The organism is Lysobacter sp. BMK333-48F3, assembly GCF_019733395.1.
GTDB lineage: Bacteria > Pseudomonadota > Gammaproteobacteria > Xanthomonadales > Xanthomonadaceae > Lysobacter.
The window spans coordinates 4,655,206-4,678,320 of record NZ_JAIHOO010000001.1 but is presented as its reverse complement, the minus strand read 5'-3'; the positions used below and the strand labels follow the sequence as shown (position 1 = coordinate 4,678,320).

The window sequence follows — 23,115 nt, the reverse complement described above, 5'->3', positions numbered from 1 at the left end:
GGCGAGGCCGGTCGGGAGACCGACCAGTTTACCTGTATGCGGGTGGAGCTTCGGCTCGGCCGCGCGCCGGGCGACGTGCGGTAGGCCGGTCTGGGCGCTGTTTCGCCGCGTCGTGGGGCCGGTTGTGCCGGATCGGCCGGTTCGCGGTCGGTTTCGGCGCGGCTCGGGCTTTCCGGTCGGCGGTGCTTGCATGGTTTGCACGTTTGTGCACAATTATTATCAATCGTGCATGAATAAGGATTCCCCCATGTCCGCCGAAGAACTGCTCCCGCAGCAGCGCCAAGGCCTGATCCTGGAACGCCTGCTGGCTCAGGGCCGGGTGCTCGCGGTCGATCTGGCGCGCGAACTCGAGGTCTCCCACGACACCATCCGCCGCGACCTGCGCGAGATGGCGGCGGCCGGGATGTGCCAGCGCGTCTACGGCGGCGCCTTGCCGCTGTCGCCCGACCACGGGCCGCTGGCCCGGCGCCGCGGCCTGGAGCCGGCGCGCAAGGCGGCCCTGGCGCGGGCCGCGATCGCCCTGATCGAACCCGGCCAGTTGCTGTTCCTGGATGCCGGCTCGACCAATCTGGCCATCGCCGAGGCCTTGCCGGCCGACTACCGCCTGACCGTGGCCACCAATGCGCCGGCGATCGCCGCGCGCCTGGCCGAGCGCGAGGATCTGCAGCTGATCGTGATCGGCGGCCGGGTCGACCCGCGCATCGGCGCCAGCCTCGGCCGCGCCGCCACCCGCGACGCCGAGGCGCTGCGCAGCGACCTGTACTTCCTCGGCGTGTGCGGCGCCGACGGCGACGCCGGGGTGAGCGCGCTGGACTACGAGGATGCGCAGTTCAAGCAGGCGGTCGCCGCGGCCAGCCGCGCGGTGGTGGCGGCGGTCACCGACGACAAGCTCGGCACCGCCGCGCGCTACCCGGTGCTGGCCGCCGACGCACTGCATGCACTGGCGGTCGAACACGGCGGCGACGCGGCCCAGGCCGAGGCCTTCGCCCGCCGCGGCGTGCGCGTGCTGCGCGCCGCGCCTAGCCGATGAGCCACAGCCTCGGCGCCGATGCCTATCGCATCCGCCGCCAGGCGCTTACGCGGCCCGTGGCCGCCGACGAACCGGGACTGCCCATGAATCCGCTCGACCCGAACGAAATCTCCGCCTCGTCCGCCGCGCGCAACGACGCCGCGCTTGAACGCTCCGCGCAGGCAGACTCCGCACAGAAACACTCCGCGCAAGAGCGGGCCGCCGCACCCGCAGCGACCGATGCCGCATCGGCGCCCGCAGCGTCTTCCTCCACGATCGGCGCGCGCGAACGCCTGTCGACCCGCATCGCCTTCTTCGTCGCCGGCGTGGCGATGGCGGCCTGGGCGCCGCTGGTGCCCTACGCCAAGGCGCGCACCGGCGTCGACGAAGGCACCCTGGGCCTGCTGCTGCTCGCGCTCGGCGCCGGTTCGATCGTGGCGATGCCGCTGACCGGCGCGCTGGCCGCGCGCTACGGCTGCCGCAAGCTGATCCTGCTCGCCGGCGCCGCGGTCTGCGCCTGCCTGCCGCTGCTGGCCTATTGCGCGACGGTGCCGAGCCTGGCCCTGGCCCTGTTCGGCTTCGGTGCGGCGATCGGCACCATCGACGTGGCGATCAACATCCAGGCGGTGATCGTCGAGAAAGCCAGCGGCCGTGCGCTGATGTCCGGTTTCCATGGCTTCTTCAGCGTCGGCGGCATCGCCGGTGCCGGCCTGGTCGGCGGCTTGTTGTGGCTGCAGGCGGCGCCGCCGACCGCGGCGCTGGCGGCCGCGGTCGCGCTGGCCATCCTGCTGCTGGCCGGCAGCCAGGGATTGCTGCGCTACGGCGAGGAGAGCGGCGGCTCGATGTTCGTGCTGCCGCGCGGCGCGGTAGTGCTGATCGGCGCGCTGTGCTTCGTGGTGTTCCTGGCCGAAGGCGCGATGCTGGACTGGAGCGCGCTGTTGCTGGTCTCCGCGCGTGGGGTCGAATCCAGCGCCGCCGGCATCGGCTATGCGGCGTTCGCCCTGGCGATGACCGTCGGCCGCTTCAACGGCGACCGCATCGTCCAGCGTTTCGGCCCGCGCCGGGTGCAGGCCATCGGCGGCGCCTGCGCCGCGGCCGGCTTCCTGCTCGCCGCCGCGCTGCCGTCGCCGCTCGCGACCCTGCTGGGTTTCGTCCTGGTCGGCCTGGGCTGCTCGAACATCGTGCCGATCCTGTTCAGCGCCGCCGGCCAGCAGCGCGCGATGCCGGCGGCCGCGGCGATCTCGGCGATCAGTACCCTGGGCTACGCCGGCATCCTCGCCGGCCCGGCGGCGATCGGCGCGATCGCCCGCATCAGCAGCCTGCCGCTGGCGTTCGGCCTGCTCGGCCTGGGCCTGGTCGCGGTGGCGGCCAGCGCGCGCATCGCCCGCGCGGCCTGAGTCCGCTCAGCGCGGACGCCGCGCCAGCCAGCGGTCCAGTTGCGCGGCGAAGGCCTGGCGGTCGCGGGCATGGAACGCGGCCGGGCCGCCGGTCTGGATCCCGGCGCCGCGCAGCTCTTCCATGAAATTGCGCACCGACAGGCGTTCGGCGATGTTGTCGCGGGTGTACAGATCGCCGCGCGGGTTCAAGGCCACCGCGCCTTTCTCCAACGCCAGCGAGGCCAGCGGAATGTCCTGGGTCACCACCAGGTCGCCGGCGCCCAGGCGCTGCACGATCTCGTTGTCGGCCACGTCCAGCCCGCCCGGAACCTGGATCGCGCGGATGTACGGCGAAGGCGGGGTGCGCAGCCATTGGTTGGCGACCAGGGTCAGCGGGATCCGGGCCCGGTCCGCAGCGCGGAACAGGATCTCCTTGATCGGGCCGGGGCAGGCGTCGGCGTCGACCCAGATCTGCGGCGAAGTAGGAGCGGTCATGGCGTGCGGATCGAAGCGTGCGGGTCGAAAAGCGGACGCACAGTTTGCCGCGGATCGTCCCGGCGTGCCGGCTCCGGGCTGCCTTACCATGCCCGCACCCTTCCCAGCGCGACGGCCATGATCAAGGTCCACCACCTCAACAATTCCCGTTCCCAGCGCGTGCTGTGGCTGCTGGAGGAACTGGAGCTGCCGTACCAGGTCGTGCGCTACCAGCGCGATCCCAAGACCCTGTTGGCGCCGGCCGAGCTGCGGGCGGTGCATCCGCTGGGCAAGTCGCCGGTGGTGGAGCTGGACGGGCAGGTGCTGGCCGAGTCGGCGGCGATCATCGAGACCTTGTGCGAGCGCTACGACCGCGAGCACCGGATCTCGCCGCCGTTGCAGCCGCTGGACGGCGATGAGCGCCGCCGCTACCGCTACTGGATGCATTACGCCGAGGGTTCGGCGATGCCGCCGTTGTTGCTGAGCCTGGTATTCGCGCGGTTGAAGTCGGCGCCGATGCCGTTCTTTGCCAAGCCGGTCGCGCGCGGCATCGCCGACAAGGCGATGTCGGCCTTCGTCGGGCCGCAACTGGCGCTGCACCTGGGCTATATCGAAAGCGAACTGGGCCGGCATGCGTGGTTCGCCGGCGAGCGCTTTACCGCCGCCGACATCCAGATGAGCTTTCCGGTCGAAGCCGCGGCCGCCCGCGCCGGCGGCGAACGGCCGAACATGCAGGCCTTCGTCGAACGCATCCGGGCCCGGCCGGCCTATCAGCGGGCGCTGGAGCAGGGCGGGCCGTATTCGCTGCTGAGTTGAGTTCGCCGCCGAGCCGGGCAAGCCGCCGCGCGGCTTGGATTCGCGCCGGCCGACACCCATCTTGAAGGCTCATCCCAGACCGGTTCCGCCATGCTCGCGCTGCGCTTCGACAATGCCTTCGTCCGCGAATTGCCCGGCGACCCCGAGCAAGCACCCGGGGTGCGCCAGGTTTATGGCGCGGCGTATTCGCGGGTGTCGCCGACCCCGGTCGCGGCGCCGCGGCTGCTGGCGCATTCGGCCGAAATGGCGGCGACGCTGGGCTTTTCCGCCGACGACCTGGCCAGCCCCGAGTTCGCCGCGGTGTTCGCCGGCAACGCCTTGCTGCCCGGAATGGAACCCTACGCGGCCAACTACGGCGGCCATCAGTTCGGCCATTGGGCCGGCCAGCTCGGCGACGGCCGCGCGATCGGCCTCGGCGAGGCGGTCACCGCGTCCGGCGAGCGTTGGGAGCTGCAGCTCAAGGGCGCCGGGCCGACCCCGTACTCGCGCAGCGCCGATGGCCGCGCGGTGTTGCGCTCGTCGATCCGCGAGTTCCTGTGCAGCGAGGCCATGCATCACCTGGGCGTGCCGACCACGCGCGCGCTGAGCCTGGTCGGCACCGGCGAGGCGGTGGTGCGCGACATGTTCTACGACGGCCATCCGCAGGCCGAGCCGGGCGCGATCGTGTGCCGGGTCGCGCCTTCGTTCATCCGCTTCGGCAATTTCGAATTGCCGGCCTCGCGCGGCGAGACCGGGTTGCTGAAGCAACTGCTGGACTTTTGCATCCGCCGCGATTTTCCTCACCTGCAGGGCGACGACCAGGCGCGCTATGCGGCCTGGTTCGGCGAAGTCTGCGAGCGCACCGCGGTGTTGATGGCGCATTGGATGCGGGTCGGCTTCGTGCACGGGGTGATGAACACCGACAATCTCTCGGTGCTGGGCCTGACCATCGACTACGGCCCCTATGGCTGGATCGACGCCTACGATCCGGACTGGACCCCGAACACCACCGATGCCGGCCGCGGCCGTTACCGTTACGGCCAGCAACCGCAGGTGGCGTACTGGAACCTGAGCCGGCTGGCCGGGGCCTTGTCCTTGCTGATCCCGGTCGAGACGCTGCAGGACGGCCTGCGCCGTTACGTCGACACCTACAACGCAGTCGAGGCCGAGGCGATCGCCGCCAAGCTGGGCCTGCGCGAGTGCGCGGACGGCGACATCGAGCGCATGCAGCGCCTGCGCGAGTGGCTGCAGGCGCACGAGATCGACATGACGATCTTCTTCCGCGCCCTGGCCGAGGTCGATATCCAGGCCGAAGTGCCCGATCCGGCGCCGTTGGCCGATGCCGCCTACGACGCCGACAAGGCCGCCGCCGGCGCGCCGGCCTTGCAGGCCTGGCTGGCCGACTACGCCAGCCGGTCCCGCGCCGATGCCTTGCCCGCCGCGCACCGGCGCGCGCGCATGCACGCGGCCAATCCGCGCTACGTGCTGCGCAATTATCTGGCCCAGCAGGCGATCGACCGCGCCGAGCAGGGCGACCTGGACGGCGTGCACGAGCTGCTGGAGGTGATGCGGCGGCCGTACCAGGACCAGCCCGGACGCGAGGCGTTTGCGGCCAAGCGTCCGGACTGGGCGCGCGACCGCGCCGGCTGTTCGATGCTGTCGTGCAGTTCCTGACCCGGTTTCTGTAGGAGCGGCGTCCCACGGGGATTTCCTCCGGTCATGAGCCGCGACCGCTGCAGCGGTATGCGCAAGCGATCGGGCCGAAGATGGAGAGGATCGGCGCTGTCGACCGACGAGCTGTCGAATGTCCGGGCTTCGACGGCAGCACTGGCGTACACCGCTTCGATTGTCGCGGCTTACGCCGCTCCTACAGGGAGCCGCCGCCGCGTGCCCGGCGACGAAAACGCGCATCCGGCACAGCCAGGACGACGTTTTTCGGACCTGGGTTCGCGCAAAATCGGCGGATGACTGCCGCCATCCATCTGCGCGTTCTCGGGCCTGCCGACACGGCCTTGCATCCGGCCTATTGCGACTACGTCGCCCGGGTCTTCACCCAGGCCGATTTCCGCCGCTGGTGCGAATGGGGGCAGTGGAGCGAGAGCTATCGCGCGTTCTGCCTGTTCGACGGCGAGCGCGTGGTCGCCAATGCGGCGGTCTCGCGCATGCGTCTGTGGGTCGAGGGCGAGGAAGTCGAGGGCTTCCAGCTCGGCGCGGTCGGCTGCCTGCCGGGTTACCGCGGGCAGGGAATGGCGCGGCGCGCGATGCAAGCGGCGCTGGCAGCCTGCGGCAGCGCCCCGGTGCTGTTGTTCGCCAATCCGACGGTGGCGGAGTTCTACCCGCGCTTCGGCTTCGCGGCGGCGCCGCAATGGCGGTTCGAAACCCGGGCCGAGCTGCGTCCCGGCGCCGAACCGGCACCTCGGCTGGACCTGGCCGAGCCGGCGGACCGGGCCGAATTCCTGCGTCTGGCGGCGGTTGCGGCGCCGTCGGCCGGGACCTTCGCCGCCCGCGACTACGGCCGCATCGCGACCTGGTACGCCGCCAACGGCTACGCCGCGCCTTTGCGCCGGCTCGATCGCGACACCCTGGTGTTCGCCCAGGCCGAAGACGGGGTGTTGACGATCGAGGACGTGTTCGCAGCCGCTCCGGACCGCTTCGACCTGGCCGCGGCCTTGCCTCGATTGATCGACGCGCCGGTGCACACCGTGAGCTTCGGCTTCGGCCCGCCGCGCGGTTGGGCGCAGGCTGCGGCGACGGCGATCGAGGAGGACGCCCACCTGTTCGTGCGCGGGCTCGACCTCGAGGCGCTGCCCGCGCACCGTTTCCCGCTGCTGGCGCGGACCTGAGCGCGCCGGCCCGGTTCGAGTCGGGAGGCTCCGACCGGGGTGCTCCAACCGGGATGTAAAGACCGGTCTGGTTCAGACCGGCCTGGTTCGTACCGGCATGTTCAGACCGGCATGTTCACGCCGACATGTTCAGACCCAACTGGTTCGGATCGAACTGGTTCAGACCCAACTGGTCCAGATCGGCACGCAGGCAGGCCCCTGCAAGCCGCGCCTTCAAGCCGGTGCGAAGGGCTTGGCGGCCTTCTTCTCGTTCTTCTCGGCGCGCTTTTCCTTCATGGTCTTGGCCGGCTTCTTCTTGGTCTCTTTCTTGCGGTCCATGCCCTTGCTCATCGCGGATCCTCCCTCGGTGGCGGCGCGGTGCGGCGGATGCCGAGCGCCTGCGCCGAGTATGCGCCCGGCCGGCGGCGCGTGCGGGCCGGGACGCCGCCGCGGGCGCCGCGCCCGGTAGAATGGACGGATGCCCCTGATTACCGTCCAGAACGTCGACTACAGCGTCGGCGGCCCGCTCCTGCTCGAAAACGTCGAGTTGGCCATCGAACCCGGCGAACGCATCGCCCTGATCGGCCGCAACGGCGCCGGCAAGTCCACGCTGATGAAGCTGCTGGCCGGCGAACTGCAGCCCGACGACGGCGAGGTGCGGCGCGAGAACGGCGCGCGGGTGGCGCGGCTGGAGCAGGAAGTGCCGGCCGGCGCGACCGGCAGCGTGTTCGACGTGGTCGCCGACGGCCTCGGCGAACTCGGCGCCTGGCTGGCCGAGTACCACCATCTCAGCCATGCCGAGGTCTACGACGCCGACGCGGTGGCCAAGGTCCAGGCCAAGATCGAGGACGCCCAGGGCTGGGCCCTGGACCAGCGGGTGACCGAAACCCTGACCCGGCTCGGCCTGGACGGCGAGGCGGCGTTCACCGGCCTGTCCGGCGGCATGAAGCGGCGCGTGCTGCTGGCGCGCGCCCTGGTCTCGGCGCCGGACTTGTTGCTGCTGGACGAGCCGACCAACCACCTCGACATCGAGGCGATCGACTGGCTGGAGCAGTTCCTCAAGTCCTGGCAGGGCGCCTTGCTGTTCGTTACCCACGACCGCCGCTTCCTGCGCGCGCTGGCGACCCGGATCGTCGAGATCGACCGCGGCCAGGTCACCAGCTGGCCGGGCGATTGGGACAATTACCTGCGCCGGCGCGAGGAACGGCTCAACGCCGAGGCGCAGGAGAACGCGCGTTTCGACAAGCTGCTGGCCCAGGAAGAAGTCTGGATCCGCCAGGGCATCAAGGCCCGCCGCACCCGCGACGAAGGCCGGGTGCGCCGGCTCAAGGCGATGCGCAACGAGCGCGCCGCGCGCCGCGATGCGGTCGGCAACGTGCGCATGGAGTTCGCCCAGTCCGAAGCCTCCGGACGCAAGGTGATCGAAGCCAAGGACGTGAACTTCGGCTACGGCGGCCAGCCGATGCTGAGCGACTTCTCGACCACGGTGTTCCGCGGCGACCGGATCGGCCTGATCGGCCCCAACGGCAGCGGCAAGACCACCTTGCTGAAGATCCTGCTCGGCGACCTGAGCCCCGGCACGGGCGAGGTGCGCGAGGGCAGCAAGCTGCAGATCGCCTATTTCGACCAGTACCGCGCGACCCTGCGCGAAGACTGGAACGCGATCGAGAACGTCGCCGAGGGCCGCGAGTACGTCGAGGTCGGCGGCAAGAGCAAGCACGTGATCGGCTACCTGCAGGATTTCCTGTTCACTCCGGAACGCGCGCGCGCGCCGATCACCCGTTTGTCCGGCGGCGAGCGCAACCGCCTGCTGCTGGCCAAGCTGTTCGCCCAGCCGTCCAACCTGCTGGTGATGGACGAACCGACCAACGACCTCGACGTCGAGACCCTGGAACTGCTGGAAGAGCTGCTCGGCGACTACCCCGGCACCTTGCTGCTGGTCAGCCACGACCGCGATTTCCTCGACAACGTGGTCACCTCGACCCTGGTCATGGAAGGCGAGGGCCGGGTCGGCGAGTACGTCGGCGGCTACAGCGACTGGCTGCGCCAGCGCGCGCAGCCGTCCGCGCAGGCCGCGGTGGGCGCGAAACCGGCCGCCGCCAAGGTCGAAGCGACGGCTGCGGCCGCGGCGCCGGCGGCGAGCAAGCGCAAGCTCAGCTACAAGGACGCGCGCGAGCTGGAGCAGTTGCCGCTGCGGATCGAGGAACTGGAAACCCGCCTGGCCCAGCTCACCGCGCAGATGAACGAGGCCGCGTTCTACCAGCGCGACAGCGCCGCGATCAACGCCCACAACGCCAGCCTGGCCCAGACCCAGGCCGAGCTCGACCACGCCTACGCGCGCTGGGCCGAACTGGAAGGCTGAGCGCGCCGCGCCACCCCCGACTTCCGTCGCTTGCGCCGGTCTCCGGCGCAGGTTCCTAATCGGCGCAACGAACGCCGGCGGTCGCCGGCGAGGGAGAGCGGCGATGCGGCGGATCGGCACACGAGCGGTGGCGGCGATGGCGCTCGCCCTGGGCCTGGGCGGCGGCCCGGCCGCGGCCGCGGTCAAGGACGCGGCGGCGAACGGGTTCACGGTCGAGAACGAGCAGACGGTAGTGGTCGCGCCCGACGCGGCGTGGACCGCCCTGGTCGAGGACATCGACCGTTGGTGGCCGAAAGACCACACCTGGTGGGGCCAGGATTCGCGCCTGTCGCTGCAGCCGCGCGCCGGCGGCTGTTTCTGCGAGATCGGTCGGGACGGCCGGCGTCAGGCCCTGCACATGACGGTGAGCTTCGTCGACCCGGGCAAGACCCTGCGCCTGCTCGGCGGGCTCGGCCCGCTGCAGGGCATGGGCCTGCACGGCGCGCTGGAGTTCAAGCTGTCCGCGACCGCCGACGGCGGCACCCGCATCGTCATGACCTACCGCGCCGGCGGCTACACCCCGGACGATCTGAGCAAGTTCGTCGCCGTGGTCGATCAGGTGCAGGGCCTGCAACTGCGCGGGCTGGGCGACTACCTGCGGCGTTCGACGGCCAGCCCGGCCCGCGCGAAGGCCGACGACGAGGCCGGCCATGGCGCCGTCCCGCCCGATCCGCAGCGATGAGCTCCGCGGCCGCCTACCGCACCCGTCACGAGCGCGGCGCCAGCCTGGCGACGCACCGCCACCGGCACGCCTACGCCGCGTTGGTGCTGGACGGCGATTACACCGAGTCCAGCGTCGACGGCCCGCTGCCGTGCACGCCCGGCACGCTGGTGCTGCATCCGGCCTATCACGCCCATGGCGACCGTTTCGGCCGGCTCGGTGCGCAGGCGATCAATCTGGATCTGCCGGGTTTGGGGGTATCCGGTCTTGATCTTGCGCGTCTCGCCTCGTCCGGACCCGGCCGGCGGGGGAGCGATCGGCAGGGCATGCGCCGGCCGGACACGGCCACGATCGCCCTGGGCGCCAGCGCCTGGCGGGTGCACGATCTCAAGGACGCACTGGAGGTGTTCGCGCGCTGCCCGCAGCGCCTGCCCGAACTGCTGGCCTGCGCCGTACCGCAGGCGGCGTTGGCGCTGCCGGACTGGCAGGGCGAACTGCTGCGCGGCATGGCCGACAGCGAAGACGAGATCGGCGCGCTCGCCGGCCGGCTCGGGGTCTCGGCCGAGCACGCCAGCCGCGCGTTGAGCCGCAGCTACGGCATGTCGCCGCGCGCGCTGCGCCGCGAATTGCGCTGGCGTCGCGCGCTGCAGCTGCTGGCCACCGACCTGCCGCTGGCCCAAGTCGCCGCGACCGCGGGCTTCGCCGACCAGAGCCATCTGCACCGGATCGTGGTCGCCCACGCCGGCTGCACCCCGGCGCTGCTGCGCCGGCAGATCAAGTGCGTACAAGACCCGGTCCTGGCGCAGGCGGCCTAATGGCCCCAACGCGCCGCGGCGCAACCGGAGTCCGACGATGAAACCGACCCTGCTGTCCACCCTGTGCGCGCTGGGCCTGGCGGCGACGACCGCCGGCGCAGCCGTTGCCGCTGCCGCCGCCGCTACGCCCGCCGACAGCGGTCCGCAGGCCGCGCAGGCGGTGAATCAGGCCAAGGGCGACACGCTGCGCGCCGACATGCCTTCCGCGCTGGCGGCGTTGAAGGCCGCGCCCTTGGAGCAGTTCAGCGCCAAGGACGCCGCATTCCGCGGCTGCATGCTCGAACGCCACGATCGCAGCAGCGCGCCGGCGTCGGTCGAGCCGGCCGGCGGCCTCGACGATCCGATGGTGCGCGCGCTGCTGGCCAGCTATCAGCGCTATTGGTGGCGTTCGCTGCGCGACGTCGCCGCTCGGCCCGCGGCCGAGAAGCAACTCCGGGCCGAATTGGCCGGCCTGCTCGGCGAAGCGCCGCCGGCGGAGGGCGAGGACGCGTTCGACGCCTTGAACGAGCGCATCGACGCCGAACTGGGCAAGCGCGGCCTGCACGCGCAGCTCGGCCGCACGCCGCCGCTGTACGACCTGCTGCTATGGCGGGGCCAGGAGCAGCGCGACTACGTGGTCGACCTGCCGGGCGACGTGCGGCAGCCGGTGCGGGTGTTCCTGATGGACGACTGGATCAGCCGCGGCTGGATCCACTACGGCAATTGCGGCACCGGCGGCGCCGGCGGCTGGGCCAACGCCGAAGGCGTGTTCGCGGTGCGTTCCAACTACGGCGATCTGCAGGGCGAGGACTACCGGGTGAGCTTGCTCGGCCACGAATCGCAGCACTACGCCGATCAGCTGCGTTGGCCGGACATGCCGTCCTGGCAGCTGGAGTACCGGGCCAAGCTGGTCGAACTGGCGCAGGCCGACCAGACCCGCGACGTCCTGCTGGGCAAGTTCTATCGCAGCCGCGACGACAACCCCGATCACCCGCACCCGTATTCGAACAAGCGCGTGGTGGCCGATGTCGCGGTGCGGATGGGCCTGGCGGCGGACGCCGATCTGCGCACCGCCGATCCCGCCGCGGTGCGCCGCGCCGCGGCCGAAGTGTTGGCCGAGGACACCCGCCGGCGCGAAGCCGCCGACGCCGGCGCGGCGAAGGCGCCGGATCCGGCCCAGGCGACCGCCTCCCCGCAAGCCGCGCCGGCGCGCTGAGCGCCGCCGGCGCGCGGATCGAGTGCGGACCGCATGCCGGCTGCCGCAACGGCCGGCGTTACACTGGCGGCATGCATCAAGACTCTTTGTTCGGCGCGGCTCCGGCCGCGCCCGCCGATGTCCATCGGCTGTTCTTCGCCCTGCTGCCCGATGCGGCCACCCGCGAGCGCATCGCCGCCGCGGCGGCGCGGCTGCAGCAGGAACAGCGCAGCGGCGGCCGCGCGATCGGCGCGCACCGTTACCACCTGACCCTGCAGTTCCTCGGCGACGCTCACCAGTTCCAGAGCGAGCGTGCCGACGCCGCACGCGCCGCGGCGGCGACCGTCGACACGCCGGCCTTCGCGCTGCGCCTGGACCGTGCCGGCAGCTTCCGCAACCGCTCGATTCCGTGGTGGCTGGGCTGCGAGCGGATGCCGGACGGCCTGCAGCATCTGTGGCAGCGCCTGGGCGTGGCCCTGGCCAAGCAGGGCCTGCGCGTCGAATCCGGATCGCAGCTGGTGCCGCACGTCACCGTGGTCCGCGACGCCGCCGCGGCGTTGCATCCGCCGATCGCGATCGAAGCCATCGACTGGCCGGTGAGCGAGTTCGCGTTGATCCACAGCCAACTGGGATCGCGCAATGCCTATACCGTTCTGGGGCAGTGGCCACTGCGCGGATAGGCACGGCTGGCGTCGCCGTGGCCCGACCCTGTCTCGGCGGAGTTCGTCGGTCGGCGCCGGTGCGTCGGCCGAGTCGGCCGTGGTCGCGGCGCGAGACCGGAACAACGCAGTCGCGGCTTGTGACCGAAGGAAACCCCGCGGGGCGCCGCTCCTACCCCGAAAGCCGGGCAGGGCACGATCCGGCGCCTGGATGGCGGCGCTGGCTGCCGGGCATAAGGCCGGCGCAGAATGAGGCCGTCACCGCCGAGGGCTTGCCATGGCCGCCGCCGACCCGCGCATCGACGCCTATATCGCCCAGGCCGCGCCTTTCGCGCAGCCGATCCTCGAACACTTGCGCACGGTCGTGCGTGCAACCTGTCCCGAGGTCGAAGAGACCTTGAAATGGGGCATGCCCAGCTTCGTCTACCGCGGCAAGATCCTGTGCGGCATGGCCGCGTTCAAGCAGCACGCGAGCTTCGGCTTCTGGCACGGCGCGCAGGTGGTCGGTGCCGAACAGGCCGGCGACAGCGACGCGATGGGCCAGTTCGGCCGTCTGACCCGGGTCGCCGACCTGCCCGGCAAGCGCGAGCTCGCCCGTCTGGTCAAGCAGGCGATGGCGCTGATCGAATCCGGCGCGACCCGGCCGACGACCAAGACCGCGCAGCCCAAGCCGCCGGTGCGGACCCCCGACGACCTCGCCGCGGCCCTGGGCAAGAACGCCAAGGCCCGCGCCACCTACGAAGCCTTTCCGCCGAGCCAGCAGCGCGAGTACGTGGAATGGATCGAAGAGGCCAAGCGCGAGGCCACCCGCCAATCCCGCCTGGCGCAGGCGGTGGAGTGGATGGCCGAGGGCAAGGTGCGGAACTGGAAGTATGTGAAGTAGGGATTGGTTGTAGCGCGAATCGGGAATAGGGAATAGGGAATCGGATAGGCGTTGTACGGCGAGCTGAGAGATCGCTGGCCCTGGCTTATGCCGATTCGCGAAGGTGCGTCGATTGGCCCCCTTTGGAAAAGGGGGCTGGCGCCTGCGCAACGATGGGACGCGCAGATCCGGCGGCGCCGGGGGATTTGCTCCTCGGCGCCTCCGGCGTGAATCAGCGACGGAAATCCACCGCGAACGCGATCAGCGTGCCCGGGATGCGCGCAGTGCCGGCCGGGCAGGCGGCGTCCAGCGGCACCTGGGTGCGGCTGCCACCGATGCGATCGACGCAGACTTCGAACTGCTCGCCGGCGCCGGTCTGGGTGACGCTGTAGTCGTTGTCGCTGCCGACCAGCACCAGGTGGCGGCCGTCGCGCAGGCGCGGACCGATCGCCAGGCCTTCCAGCTTCTCCGGGATGTCGCGCGCACCGGTACCGCGCAGCGCCGCCAGCAGGTCGACTTCCGGCGCCTTGTCGACCGCGTGCACCCCCGCCGGCAGATCGTTGCTGCCGGCCAGCGAACGCTGCGACACATCGCTGGCTCCGCGCAGCGAGATCCGGTACACGCGCTTGTGCAACGGCGCGGCGGTGACTTCGACGCCGAGGCCGCGGTTGTCGCGCTCCAGCACCAGGAAGTCCTGGTCGCTGAGGGCGTGGATCGCGCTCAGGCCGATGCTGCGGCCCTGATGGGTGGCGGAGAAATCGTCCTGCGCCGAGGGATCGATCGCGTTCAGCGCCTCGATCGGCTCCAGCCGGTACACGTACTGCGCGCCGGCGCGGCCGCGGCGCAGATCGAATTCGACGATGCGCACGTTGCGGCTGCGGCGGCCGTCGTTGCTGGCGCCTTCCTGCACCAGCGGGTCCTGCATCACCGCATAGAGCTTGGTGCCGGAGGCGTTGAGGGTCAGGCCCTCGAAGCCGCGGTTGTCCTGGCGCCCGGCGACCACGCTCTTGCGGTCGCCGACGTAGTCCAGCGCGCCCTGGGCGTTGCGCGGGCGCAGGTTTTCCGGGATCTCGAACGCGCGCAGCAGACGGCCGTTGGGCGCGAACTCGTACAGGCTCGGGCCGTATTCGTCGGCGACGTAGAAGTGGCCGTTGCGGCCGACCGCGAAGCCTTCCGGATCGAAGCTCAGGCCGAGCTTGGAGGCGTCGCCGTTGAGCAACTGCGGGTTGAGGCCGTTGAGGCTGTCGCGGCCGCGCGCGTTGAACAGGATGGTCTTGTCGACCACCGGCTGGCCGATCCGGCCGCTGCGGCGATCGTAGGGAATGCGCAGGCGCTGCACGCGGGTCGCATAGTCGATCACGCCGCCGCCGGGGCCGCGGTCGGACAGCGCATACCAGTAGCCGTCGCGCGGGTTGTAGCTGAGGTCGGAATAGAAGCCGAATCGATTGAGATTGGCCTGATCCGGAGTGCCCGGCGGCAAGCGCACCGCATCGCGGGTCGTCGCCGGGGTCTCGACCGCGTTGCGCAGCGACCAGGACGCGGCGGAGGCGGGCAGGGCGCAGGCGAGCAGCACGGCGGCGGCGAGGGCGGAACGGATCATGCGGGGCTCCAGCGGACGGGGGAGCCGGTCATGCTGGAACGGGCAGATGTCAGCGGGATGACGGTCCGTCCCGAACGCGGCGATCAACCCCTGTAGGAGCGGCGTAAGCCGCGACCGCGCTGCTGCAGTCTCGCTGCGTGTGCCGTTCGAAGGTTTCTAAAGCTTCAAAAGCTCTAAAGCTCTAAAGCTCTAAAGCCAAGCTTCCGTCCGCAAGCGGCCGGGTCACTTTCTTTGTCCAAGGCGACAAAGTCCCACGGGATTTCCTTCGGTCAAAAGTAACCAAAGAAAACGCCATGGCTGTTTCGAATCAAAAGCCACTATGGGACGAGGTTTTCGCGGGGCTGCTCCGCACAGGCCATCCCTGGCCTGGCTGCGCACGGCCCGCATCCCTGCGGGCCGCCCTTCGGGGCTGCAGGGCGTTCTCGCGAGGCCGGTTCTGCGCCAAGCTCTTTACGGCAACGGCAACGGCAACGGCAACGGCAACGGCAACGGCATGGACAACGCCGGACGCCGCTGTTGCTCTTGGGGTAGGAGCGGCGCAAGCCGCGGCCACGGACCGCGCAGAGTTCTCAAGGCTTACGTCAACGATCGAAGCCCGAACCCATCGCCTGTAGGAGCGGCGCAAGCCGCGACCACGGACCGCGCAGAGTCCTCAAGGCTTACGTCAACGATCGAAGCCCGAACCCATCGCCTGTAGGAGCGGCGCAAGCCGCGACCACGGAACGCGCAGAGGCCCCAAGGCTTGCGTCAACGATCGAAGCCCGGAGCCTTCGCAGAAACGGGCGCCACGCAGGCCCCACCCGGGAAACCGCAGCATCGGCGCCGACGGCTCCATCCCTCGAAGCCGCGTCCCGCGTTCAGCGCAGCCGCAACACCGCCAGCATGCCGAAATGGTCCGACGCCCAGACCCCGTCGCGGCTGTGGTTGAGCACGATCCTGGCCTCGACCAGTTCGAAACGCTGCGGGTCGTAGAACACGTGGTCGATGCGTTGCGCCGGCAGGTAAGCCGGGTTGAGCGTGGTGTGCGCGGCCGGATCGGCGGTGGCCTGCGGGTGGGCGAAGCCGTAGGCGTCGCGATAGCGCGTGCGCAGCGCCTGCAGCTCGGGCGAATCGGCGTCGCTGTTGAAGTCGCCGGCGATCAGCACCCGGCCGTCGCCGCGGGTCGCGTCGACGAAATCGAGCAGGCTGGCGACCTGGCGGGCGCGGATCGCGCCGCCGCCGCGGTCGTTGTGCAGGTGGGTGGCGTAAACCGCGACTTCGCCGGCGCGCCCCAGGGGCAGCTGCGCATGCGCCGCGGTGCGGTAGTCGTCCAGCGGCTCCAGCTTGCGCTGGTCCTGGTCGCGGCTGCGCGCCCGGGTCAGCAGGGCGTTGCCGTAGCGGCGAGCCGCTTGCGGCGGATCGACCGAGACGAACTGGACCCGGTAGCCCAGGGCCGCGCCCAGGTCTTCGGCCTGATTGCGCAGGCCCTCGCGCTGCAGCACTTCCTGCAGGGCGATCACGTCGGGGCGCAGGCGGCGGATTTCGTCGACGATCAGGGCGCGGCGGCGCGGCCAGTCGCCCTTGTCGTGCCACAGGTTGAGGCTGAGGACGCGGATCGTCGGTGCCGTGCGGGCGGTCGCGCGCGTCGCGGCAGGGGGCGACGCCGCGGTTTCGGTCGCGGCGCAGGCAGCGAAGACGAAGGTCGCCGACAGCGCGGTGGCGGCCAGCAGGCGGGTTGCGGCTCGGCGCAGACGCACGCCGATGCCGGAGGCGGCAGGGCGCGCCGCGGAATCGGGCCGCGACAGCGAAGCGATCGGGACGCGATTCGAGTAGAGACCGATCATCGCGCAGGAAACTCCGCGCAGCCGCGGTAGGCTTGCGCGCCGACCTGCAAGGCCACGCTGGCCGGATAGTCGCGTTCGCTCATGCCGTCGCTGCAGGCTTCGCGCCGGTAGCGCAGCTCGACCGCGGTGCCGTCGGCGGCCGTGCCCTTATAGCCCTCGTCGCCGATCCGGGTCGCGGCGGCGATGTCGAGCTTGCGTTCGCCGTAGTCGAGGGTCAGGCGCATCGCCGGGGTGTCGCCGGGGCCGACTTCGACCAGCCAGCCCGGTTCGTTGCCGACCGCGCGCAGGCCGGGCAGGGCGGTCTGCGGTACGGCGGCATCCGGCGGCGCGGGGCGGTTTTGCGGCGTCGCGCCCTGGCAGGCGGCGAGTGCGGCGGCAGCGAGCAGGGCGAACGCGATGCGCGACAGCATGTCGGTCTCCGATCCGGGTCGCAGCGAGCATAGCCTTGGGCGCGTGAACGCGGCCGCGCCGCACCGCCTGCAGGAGCGGCGTAAGCCGCGACCGTCGAAGCGGCGAGGCTCCACGCCGTCGTGTGGGGCGGGAGCTTCGTTCGGCGCTTTTGCAAGGAGCGGAAAAGCAAATCCCCCCTGGCCCCCCTTTTTCAAAGGGGGGAAGCGCAGGATGCAGCTCAGCTCAGCTCAGCGCGGCACGTGCTCGGTGCGCAGCACCGGGTAGAGGTTGTAGCGCGCGTCCCAGGCCGAGTGGCGACGGTAGAAGAACTCCAGCCGCGCCTGCGGGCTCTTGGCGAACTCGGGTTCGTCGCGCAGCTTGCGCTCGAACTCGGCCTTGAGCTGCGGATCGCGCGCCAGCATCTCGCGCGCGACCTCCTCGGCGACGTAGTCCTCCATGTACTCCTTGCGCTCGAAGGCGTTGTTGAACTCGCCCCAGGCCGCGAGCGAGTCCGGCGCCTGCGGCTCCAGCACGGCCATGACCACGCGCGCCTTGGGCTGGGCGATCGGCACGAACAGGGCGCCGGCGGCCAGGTCCTGGGTTTCCGGAGTCCATTCGCCGCTCAGCGTGTTGCGCTGGTGGCCTTCGACCGATTGCGCGGCGAATTCGGCCTTGCCGGCGCGGAACGCCGCCACCGGCGCTTGGCTCAGCGCGGCGTCGAGACGGCGGTAGCCGATGCCGTGGCGGTCCAGCCGCGCCGCGACCCAGGCCGCGTGCGCGGCCGGAACCAAGTAGCCGCCGCGCGGCGCGGCCACGCTGCGCGCGGGCTGGATGTCGTACTTGAGCGGCAGCTTCCATACCTGCGGCTTGGTTTCGTCGTAGCGGGTCATCAGCGCCCCGGACACTTCCGACGGCATGCGGGTGTAGACGTAGCCGCGGAAATCGACCGTGCGCACCGCGTCGCCGGCCTTGTAGTCCAGAGCCACGGTCTGGCCGCCGAGCGCTTCGGCGCGGCGGTCGGCGGCGTCGGCCTCGCGGCGCCAGCCGGCGCCGTCGCGGGCGACCAGCTCGAGCACGTCGACGATGGTGTTGCGGGTGATCCGGACCCGGGTCGGATAGTCCTTCCAGGAATGGGTCTCGACCAGCATGCCCAGGCGGTTGCGCAGGAAGTAGTAGCCGTGCGAGAAGCGCGGCGGCGGCACGCCGTCCTCGAAACCCGAGGCCGGGTTGTCGTTCTCGACGAAGGACGGGTAGAACGCCAGCGGCAGCGAACCCTGCTTGGCCAGGCGGGCGATGACGCCGTCGCGCAGGGCCAGGCCGGCCTGGCGCAGCGGCGCGTCGCCGGCGTGCACCGGCTCGACCTGGATCGATACGTCGTGCTCGAACTTGGCGCCGTCGGTGACGTGCAGGTCGACGTAGACCAGCGGGTCCCAGGCTTCGATCAGCTTGAGCATGGCCTGCATCTCGGCCGAGTCCGCCTTGAGGTAGTCGCGGTTGAGATTGTAGTTCTGCGCCGTGGTGCGCCAGCCCATCTCTTCCGGACCGCGCTGGTTCGGCCGGTTCCAGCGGCCGAAGCGCTCGTGGCCGTCGATGTTGAATACCGGCACGAACACCAGCACCTGCTTGTCCAGCGCGCCCTTGGCGGCCTGGCCGTCGAGGATCTGGCGCAGGGCCAGGAAGCCGGCGTCCTTGCCGTCGATCTCGCCGGAGTGGATGCCGCCCTGGATCAGGCTCACCGGCAGGCCTTGCGCCTTGGCCTGCGCGGGCGAGAACGCGCCGCTGCGGGTCGCCACCAGCGCCTTCATCGGCCGGCCCTCGGGGGTGGCGCCGAAGTCGATGCAGCGCACCGCGTCCGGATAGCGCTCGGCGTAGGCCGCGCACAGCGCGATCACTTCGTCGTAGCGGCCGGTCTTGAGGAAGCCGCTGCGCTCGGCGACGGTGGTCAGCGGCGCCGCCGCGGGCGCGGCGGAGGCGAAGGGAACGGCGGCGAGCAGGGCGGACAGCAGGGCAGTGCGGGCAACGGTGCGTGGCATCGGATCGGTTCTCCCCGGAATCGTCGTGCATGGTAGCGAAGAGCGCGCGCCGCCGATTGGCCCGAAAGGGCCGGTCGGCGCCGGAAACCGGCGCCTGCTGCCAGCGTTTTGGCAGCAATCGCGCGCCGGTCGCGCCAGGGACGCGCGCGGCGGCGCCGGCGCGACGTAGACTGTCGCGCCCTGCCGCCGCGAGAACGCCGCATGTACGCGCTTTACTACACTCCGGGCGCCGCCAGCCTGGTCGTGCACTGGTTGCTGATCGAGCTGGGCCTGGAACACGAACTGCGCCGGGTCGACATGGAGGCGCGCGAACAGAAGAGCGCCGAGTACCTGGCGCTGAACCCCAACGGCCTGGTGCCGACCCTGATCGTCGACGGCCGCCCGCACTACGAGGCCGCGGCGCTGGCGATGTACCTGGCCGACCGCCACCCGCAGGCCGGTTTCGCCCCGGCCCTGGACGATCCGCAGCGCGCCGAGTACGCGCAGTGGATGTTCAACCTGGTCAGCACCCTGCAGGCGCCGGCGCGGCTGTGGTGGTACCCGTGGGACCTGCAGGCCGACGACGCGGCGGTGCGCGCCGGCGCCCAGGCCCGGATCGAGGCCGCCTGCGAGCGCTACGACGCGCAACTGGCCCAGCGCGGCCCCTATCTGCTCGGCGAGCGCCTGAGCGTGGCCGACTTCTACCTGACCATGCTGATGCGCTGGACCCGCAACCTGCCCAAGCCCGCGCACGACTGGCCGCACCTGGCCGAGTACGCGCGGCGGATGAAGGCGCGGCCGTCGTTCAAGACCCTCTACGAGCGCGAAGGCTTGAGCGAATGGGCCTGAGGCCGGCGTCGGCCGCGCTGGTCGCGGCCTTGGCCGCGTGATTGCCGACCGCCGCCGCGGCGACTGCGGCCGCGCCCGCCACCGGCCGGGCGCCGGCGTCCATGGCCGCCGCCGACGGCTACCGGCTGCTGTTGCCGCGGCTGCCGCAGGGCCGGCACCGGCTGGTGGTCGGGGCGAACTACGGCAACGCCGCCGACCCGGCTTCCGACGGCATGTCTCGGCGGCATGATCCAGAATTTCGAGTACGAACTGGAGATCGGCGAGCCGACGATCTGAGCGCCGCGACGAGGCTGAACGGCGCGGTCCGCCGCACTGCGGAAACCGCCGGCGGGGCCGATCGGTTAGGCTGTGTGGCTGGACTGCCCGGCCGCCATCGCGGCCCGGCCACGCGACGGAATGCGCGACCCGACCGCCGAGGAACGCCGTAGATGAACCAAGCCGCCACCGCCCCCGTCAGCGCCGATTCGCAGGGCAAGATGCCCCGCCAGATCGCCTTCATCATCGGCAACGAGGCGGCCGAGCGCTTCAGCTTCTACGGCATGCGCAACATCCTGACCGCGTTCCTGGTCGGGACCTTGCTGATGGCCTCGACCGGCGACCTGGCCGAGCGCGAGCGCATGGCCAAGGACGTGTTCCACACGTTCATGATCGGCACCTACTTCTTCCCGCTGCTGGGCGGCTGGCTGGCCGACCGCTATTTCGGCAAGTACAACACCGTCATCTGGTTCTCGCTGGTGTACTGCGCCGGCCACGCCTGCCTGGCGATGTTCGAACACAACCAGACCGGCTTCTTCACCGGCCTGTTCCTGATCGCCTTCGGCGCCGGCGGCATCAAACCGCTGGTGGTGTCGTTCTGCGGCGACCAGTTCGACCAGAGCAACAAGCACAAGGCCAAGCTGGTGTTCGATGCGTTCTACTGGACGATCAACTTCGGCTCGCTGTTCGCGTCCTTGCTGATGCCGATCTTCCTGCGCGAATACGGCCCCTCGGTGGCGTTCGGCATCCCCGGCGCGCTGATGTTCCTGGCCACCCTGATCTTCTGGCTGGGCCGCAAGCGCTACGTCATGGTGCCGCCGACCCGCAGCGCGCCGGACCCGGATTCGTTCTTCAACGTCGCTCGCACCGCGCTGCGCAGCAAGGTCGCCGGGCAGGGCAACCCGGGCGTGGCGGTGGCCGCGGTCGGCGTGGCCCTGGCGGCCGGCGCGCTGGCGCTGATCCCGAGCCTGGGCTTCGTCAAGAGCGCCTGCATGGCGCTGGGCCTGCTGATCGGCTTCGGCGGCTACGGCATTTCGCTGCAGCTCGAGCGCGCCCGCGGCCGGCATCCGGACGCGGCGGTGGACGGGGTGCGCGCGGTGCTGCGGATCCTGATCGTGTTCGCCTTCGTCACCCCGTTCTGGTCGCTGTTCGACCAGAAGGCCTCGACCTGGGTGCTGCAGGGCCAGCGCATGGTGGTGCCGACCGAGCTGTGGTGGTGGCCGAGCTGGCTGATCTCGGGCGAGGGCGGGGCCAAGGCCGCCGCCTCGCAGATGCAGGCGATCAATCCGCTGCTGGTGATGCTGCTGATCCCGTTCAACAACCTGGTGCTGTACCCGGCGCTGCGCAAGATCGGGATCAACCCGACCCCGCTGCGGCGGATGGGCTTCGGCATCGCGGTCTCGGGCCTGTCCTGGATCGTCGCCGCTTCGATCCAGTTGTATATGGACGCCGGCCACCCCATGTCGCTGGCATGGCAGATCCTTCCCTACGTGTTGCTGACCTTCGGCGAAGTGCTGGTGTCGGCGACCGCGCTGGAGTTCGCCTACAGCCAGTCGCCGCAGTCGATGAAGGGCGTGATCATGGCCCTGTGGTACCTGACCAGCACCTTCGGCAACCTGTGGGTGATGCTGACCAACGCCGCGGTGCGCAACGAGGCGGTGACCTCGCACATCGCCGCCACCGGGCTGAGCGAGAACGCCTTCCTGATGTTCTTCTTCGCCGGCTTCGCCTTCGTCGCCGCGGCGGCGTTCGCCTTGTACGCGCGCAGTTACCCGATGCAGGACCACTACCGCAGCGCCTGACCGGCGCCGCGGCCGTTCCCTACGAGACTCCGAGCCGATGCTGACCCTGATCCTGATCGCCGTGACCGCCCTGGTGTCGTGGCAGGCGTTCGAGAAGAAGCGCCTGTTCGAGCGGCTGGTGCTGTGGCCGCCGGGGGTGGAGCGTTTCCACCAGTACGATCGGCTGCTGACCCACGGCTTCGTCCACGCCGACTGGACCCACCTGCTGTTCAACATGATCACGCTGTATTTCTTCGGCGGCGTGATCGAGCAGGTGTTCGCCCAGACCATCGGCCAGGCCGGGTTCGTGCTGTTCTATCTGTCGGCGATAGTGGTGGCGATCCTGCCCAGCTACCTGCGCCATCGCCGCGACAACGGCTACGTCAGCCTCGGCGCCTCCGGCGCGGTGTCGGCGGTGCTGTTCGCCTACGTGCTGATCAACCCCTGGAACTGGATCATCGTATTCGTGATCCCGGTTCCGGCGATCGCGTATGCGGTCGCCTACGTTGTCTATTCGTTCTGGATGGACAAGCGCGGCCGCGGCAACATCAACCATAATGCGCACCTGTCCGGCGCGATCTACGGCGTGCTGTTCATGCTGCTGATGGAGCCGCGGATCGGCCTGATCTTCCTGCAGCGCCTGGCCAGCCCGAGCCTGCCGAGCTTCTTCGGCGGTTGAGGCGGGGCGGCCGTTCAGGCCGCCAGCGCGTTGCCGGCAACGATCGCGGGATCGCCGTACGACTCGCGCAGGCCGGCCTGGATTTCGGCATCGAGCCGGCTCAGTTCGGCCTGATCGAGCTCGCCGTTGCGGGCCAGTTCGTAGGCGCGGGTGATCACGGCCTCGGCGTGGGCGTCGGGCGCGGACGCAGCGATGAATCGCATGGCAAACCCCCTTTGTTCAGTGTGTCCCCGGTCACAATTCACGCACATTTCGTGCCAGCGCGTAAGGGGCTTTTTCGGCCTCTGAAGTGACGCACCGGGTCAATACGAGCCGGGCAGGATCAGCCGCGTGACGCGACGCGGCGAGTCTCACGCCCGCTCACCCGCCTTGAAGGTCGGCCGTGCTACCACACGGTTACGGCCTGGGGGGCGGCCGTCAAACCAGCAAAACTCGACAGGAGCGAGGCATGGCGACCAAGAAGGCCGGCAAACCGGCCAAGACCACCGCCAGCAAGGCCGTGAAGAAGAGCGCCGGCAAGACCGCGCGCGCGACGGCCAAGAAGGCGAAACCCCAGGGCGCGGCCAAGAAGGCGGCGACCGGCAAGACGGCCTCCAGGTCGGCGGCCAAGAAAGCCGCAGCCAAGAAGGCTACGAGCAAGAAGGTTGTTGGCAAGAAGGCTACGGCCAAGAAGGTTGC

Annotated in this window: 20 protein-coding genes; 14 read left to right on the top strand and 6 right to left on the bottom strand. The window is 70.6% G+C overall.

What is annotated here, in order from left to right:
- Positions 1-247 precede the first annotated feature (247 nt).
- The gene (locus tag K4L06_RS20150; RefSeq protein WP_221673080.1) at positions 248-1,030 is read left to right on the top strand and encodes a DeoR/GlpR family DNA-binding transcription regulator; all 783 of its coding nucleotides are present in this window, start codon (positions 248-250) and stop codon (positions 1,028-1,030) included.
- 83 nt (positions 1,031-1,113) lie between these two features.
- Complete coding sequence (locus tag K4L06_RS20145; RefSeq protein WP_221673079.1) at positions 1,114-2,406, top strand: MFS transporter; 1,293 nt, start codon at positions 1,114-1,116, stop codon at positions 2,404-2,406.
- A gap of 6 nt (positions 2,407-2,412) precedes the next feature.
- Here the strand turns inward: K4L06_RS20145 and K4L06_RS20140 are convergent, their stop codons facing one another.
- The gene (locus K4L06_RS20140) at positions 2,413-2,880 is read right to left on the bottom strand and encodes a YaiI/YqxD family protein (RefSeq protein ID WP_221673078.1); all 468 of its coding nucleotides are present in this window, start codon (positions 2,878-2,880) and stop codon (positions 2,413-2,415) included.
- A gap of 117 nt (positions 2,881-2,997) precedes the next feature.
- Between K4L06_RS20140 and K4L06_RS20135 the strand changes: the two genes are divergently transcribed.
- From K4L06_RS20135 to K4L06_RS20095, 9 genes are all read left to right on the top strand, one after another.
- Positions 2,998-3,675, top strand: coding sequence for a glutathione S-transferase (locus K4L06_RS20135; protein ID WP_221673077.1), 678 nt, complete (start codon positions 2,998-3,000; stop codon positions 3,673-3,675).
- A gap of 90 nt (positions 3,676-3,765) precedes the next feature.
- A complete protein-coding gene (locus tag K4L06_RS20130; protein ID WP_221673076.1) occupies positions 3,766-5,328 on the top strand; it encodes a YdiU family protein in 1,563 nt (520 codons plus the stop codon).
- A 290-nt stretch (positions 5,329-5,618) separates the two neighbouring features.
- On the top strand, positions 5,619-6,497 hold the full coding sequence (locus K4L06_RS20125) for a GNAT family N-acetyltransferase (RefSeq protein ID WP_221673075.1): 879 nt from the start codon (positions 5,619-5,621) through the stop codon (positions 6,495-6,497).
- Positions 6,498-6,954: 457 nt separating this feature from the next.
- Positions 6,955-8,838 (top strand): ATP-binding cassette domain-containing protein, encoded by a 1,884-nt coding sequence (locus K4L06_RS20120; RefSeq protein WP_221673074.1) that lies wholly within the window; start codon positions 6,955-6,957, stop codon positions 8,836-8,838.
- A gap of 136 nt (positions 8,839-8,974) precedes the next feature.
- Positions 8,975-9,559: an SRPBCC domain-containing protein gene (locus K4L06_RS20115; RefSeq protein WP_221673073.1), complete on the top strand. Its 585-nt coding sequence runs from the start codon at positions 8,975-8,977 to the stop codon at positions 9,557-9,559.
- Positions 9,556-10,353 (top strand): helix-turn-helix domain-containing protein, encoded by a 798-nt coding sequence (locus K4L06_RS20110; protein ID WP_221673072.1) that lies wholly within the window; start codon positions 9,556-9,558, stop codon positions 10,351-10,353. Before K4L06_RS20115 ends, K4L06_RS20110 begins: the two co-directional genes overlap by 4 nt.
- 37 nt (positions 10,354-10,390) lie before the next feature.
- Positions 10,391-11,548 (top strand): hypothetical protein, encoded by a 1,158-nt coding sequence (locus K4L06_RS20105; protein ID WP_221673071.1) that lies wholly within the window; start codon positions 10,391-10,393, stop codon positions 11,546-11,548.
- A gap of 71 nt (positions 11,549-11,619) precedes the next feature.
- Positions 11,620-12,207 carry an RNA 2',3'-cyclic phosphodiesterase gene (gene thpR, locus K4L06_RS20100; protein ID WP_221673070.1) on the top strand — a complete coding sequence of 196 codons (588 nt, stop codon included), beginning with the start codon at positions 11,620-11,622 and terminating at the stop codon, positions 12,205-12,207.
- A gap of 256 nt (positions 12,208-12,463) precedes the next feature.
- Positions 12,464-13,069, top strand: a complete 606-nt coding sequence (locus tag K4L06_RS20095; protein ID WP_221673069.1) for a YdeI/OmpD-associated family protein — start codon at positions 12,464-12,466, stop codon at positions 13,067-13,069.
- Positions 13,070-13,280: 211 nt separating this feature from the next.
- Here the strand turns inward: K4L06_RS20095 and K4L06_RS20090 are convergent, their stop codons facing one another.
- The 4 genes from K4L06_RS20090 to K4L06_RS20075 all read right to left on the bottom strand — a co-directional run bounded on the left by K4L06_RS20090 (position 13,281) and on the right by K4L06_RS20075 (position 18,894).
- On the bottom strand, positions 13,281-14,648 hold the full coding sequence (locus K4L06_RS20090) for an esterase-like activity of phytase family protein (protein ID WP_221673068.1): 1,368 nt from the start codon (positions 14,646-14,648) through the stop codon (positions 13,281-13,283).
- 857 nt (positions 14,649-15,505) lie between these two features.
- Positions 15,506-16,384, bottom strand: a complete 879-nt coding sequence (locus tag K4L06_RS20085) for an endonuclease/exonuclease/phosphatase family protein (protein ID WP_221673067.1) — start codon at positions 16,382-16,384, stop codon at positions 15,506-15,508.
- Between the two features lie 83 nt (positions 16,385-16,467).
- On the bottom strand, positions 16,468-16,881 hold the full coding sequence (locus K4L06_RS20080; protein ID WP_221673066.1) for a hypothetical protein: 414 nt from the start codon (positions 16,879-16,881) through the stop codon (positions 16,468-16,470).
- Positions 16,882-17,109: 228 nt separating this feature from the next.
- A complete protein-coding gene (locus K4L06_RS20075) occupies positions 17,110-18,894 on the bottom strand; it encodes a M14 family metallopeptidase (protein WP_221673065.1) in 1,785 nt (594 codons plus the stop codon).
- A gap of 201 nt (positions 18,895-19,095) precedes the next feature.
- Here K4L06_RS20075 and K4L06_RS20070 point away from each other — a divergent pair, with 201 nt between their 5' ends.
- The 3 genes from K4L06_RS20070 to K4L06_RS20060 all read left to right on the top strand — a co-directional run bounded on the left by K4L06_RS20070 (position 19,096) and on the right by K4L06_RS20060 (position 22,437).
- Positions 19,096-19,722: a glutathione S-transferase family protein gene (locus K4L06_RS20070; protein WP_221673064.1), complete on the top strand. Its 627-nt coding sequence runs from the start codon at positions 19,096-19,098 to the stop codon at positions 19,720-19,722.
- 428 nt (positions 19,723-20,150) lie between these two features.
- Complete coding sequence (locus K4L06_RS20065) at positions 20,151-21,779, top strand: oligopeptide:H+ symporter (RefSeq protein WP_221673063.1); 1,629 nt, start codon at positions 20,151-20,153, stop codon at positions 21,777-21,779.
- Positions 21,780-21,816: 37 nt separating this feature from the next.
- Positions 21,817-22,437 (top strand): rhomboid family intramembrane serine protease, encoded by a 621-nt coding sequence (locus tag K4L06_RS20060; RefSeq protein ID WP_221673062.1) that lies wholly within the window; start codon positions 21,817-21,819, stop codon positions 22,435-22,437.
- Between the two features lie 14 nt (positions 22,438-22,451).
- On the opposite strand, the gene K4L06_RS20055 is transcribed toward K4L06_RS20060, so the two are convergent.
- Entirely contained in the window at positions 22,452-22,640 is a 189-nt protein-coding gene (locus tag K4L06_RS20055) for a hypothetical protein (protein ID WP_221673061.1), read from the bottom strand.
- Between the last annotated feature and the right edge of the window lie 475 nt (positions 22,641-23,115).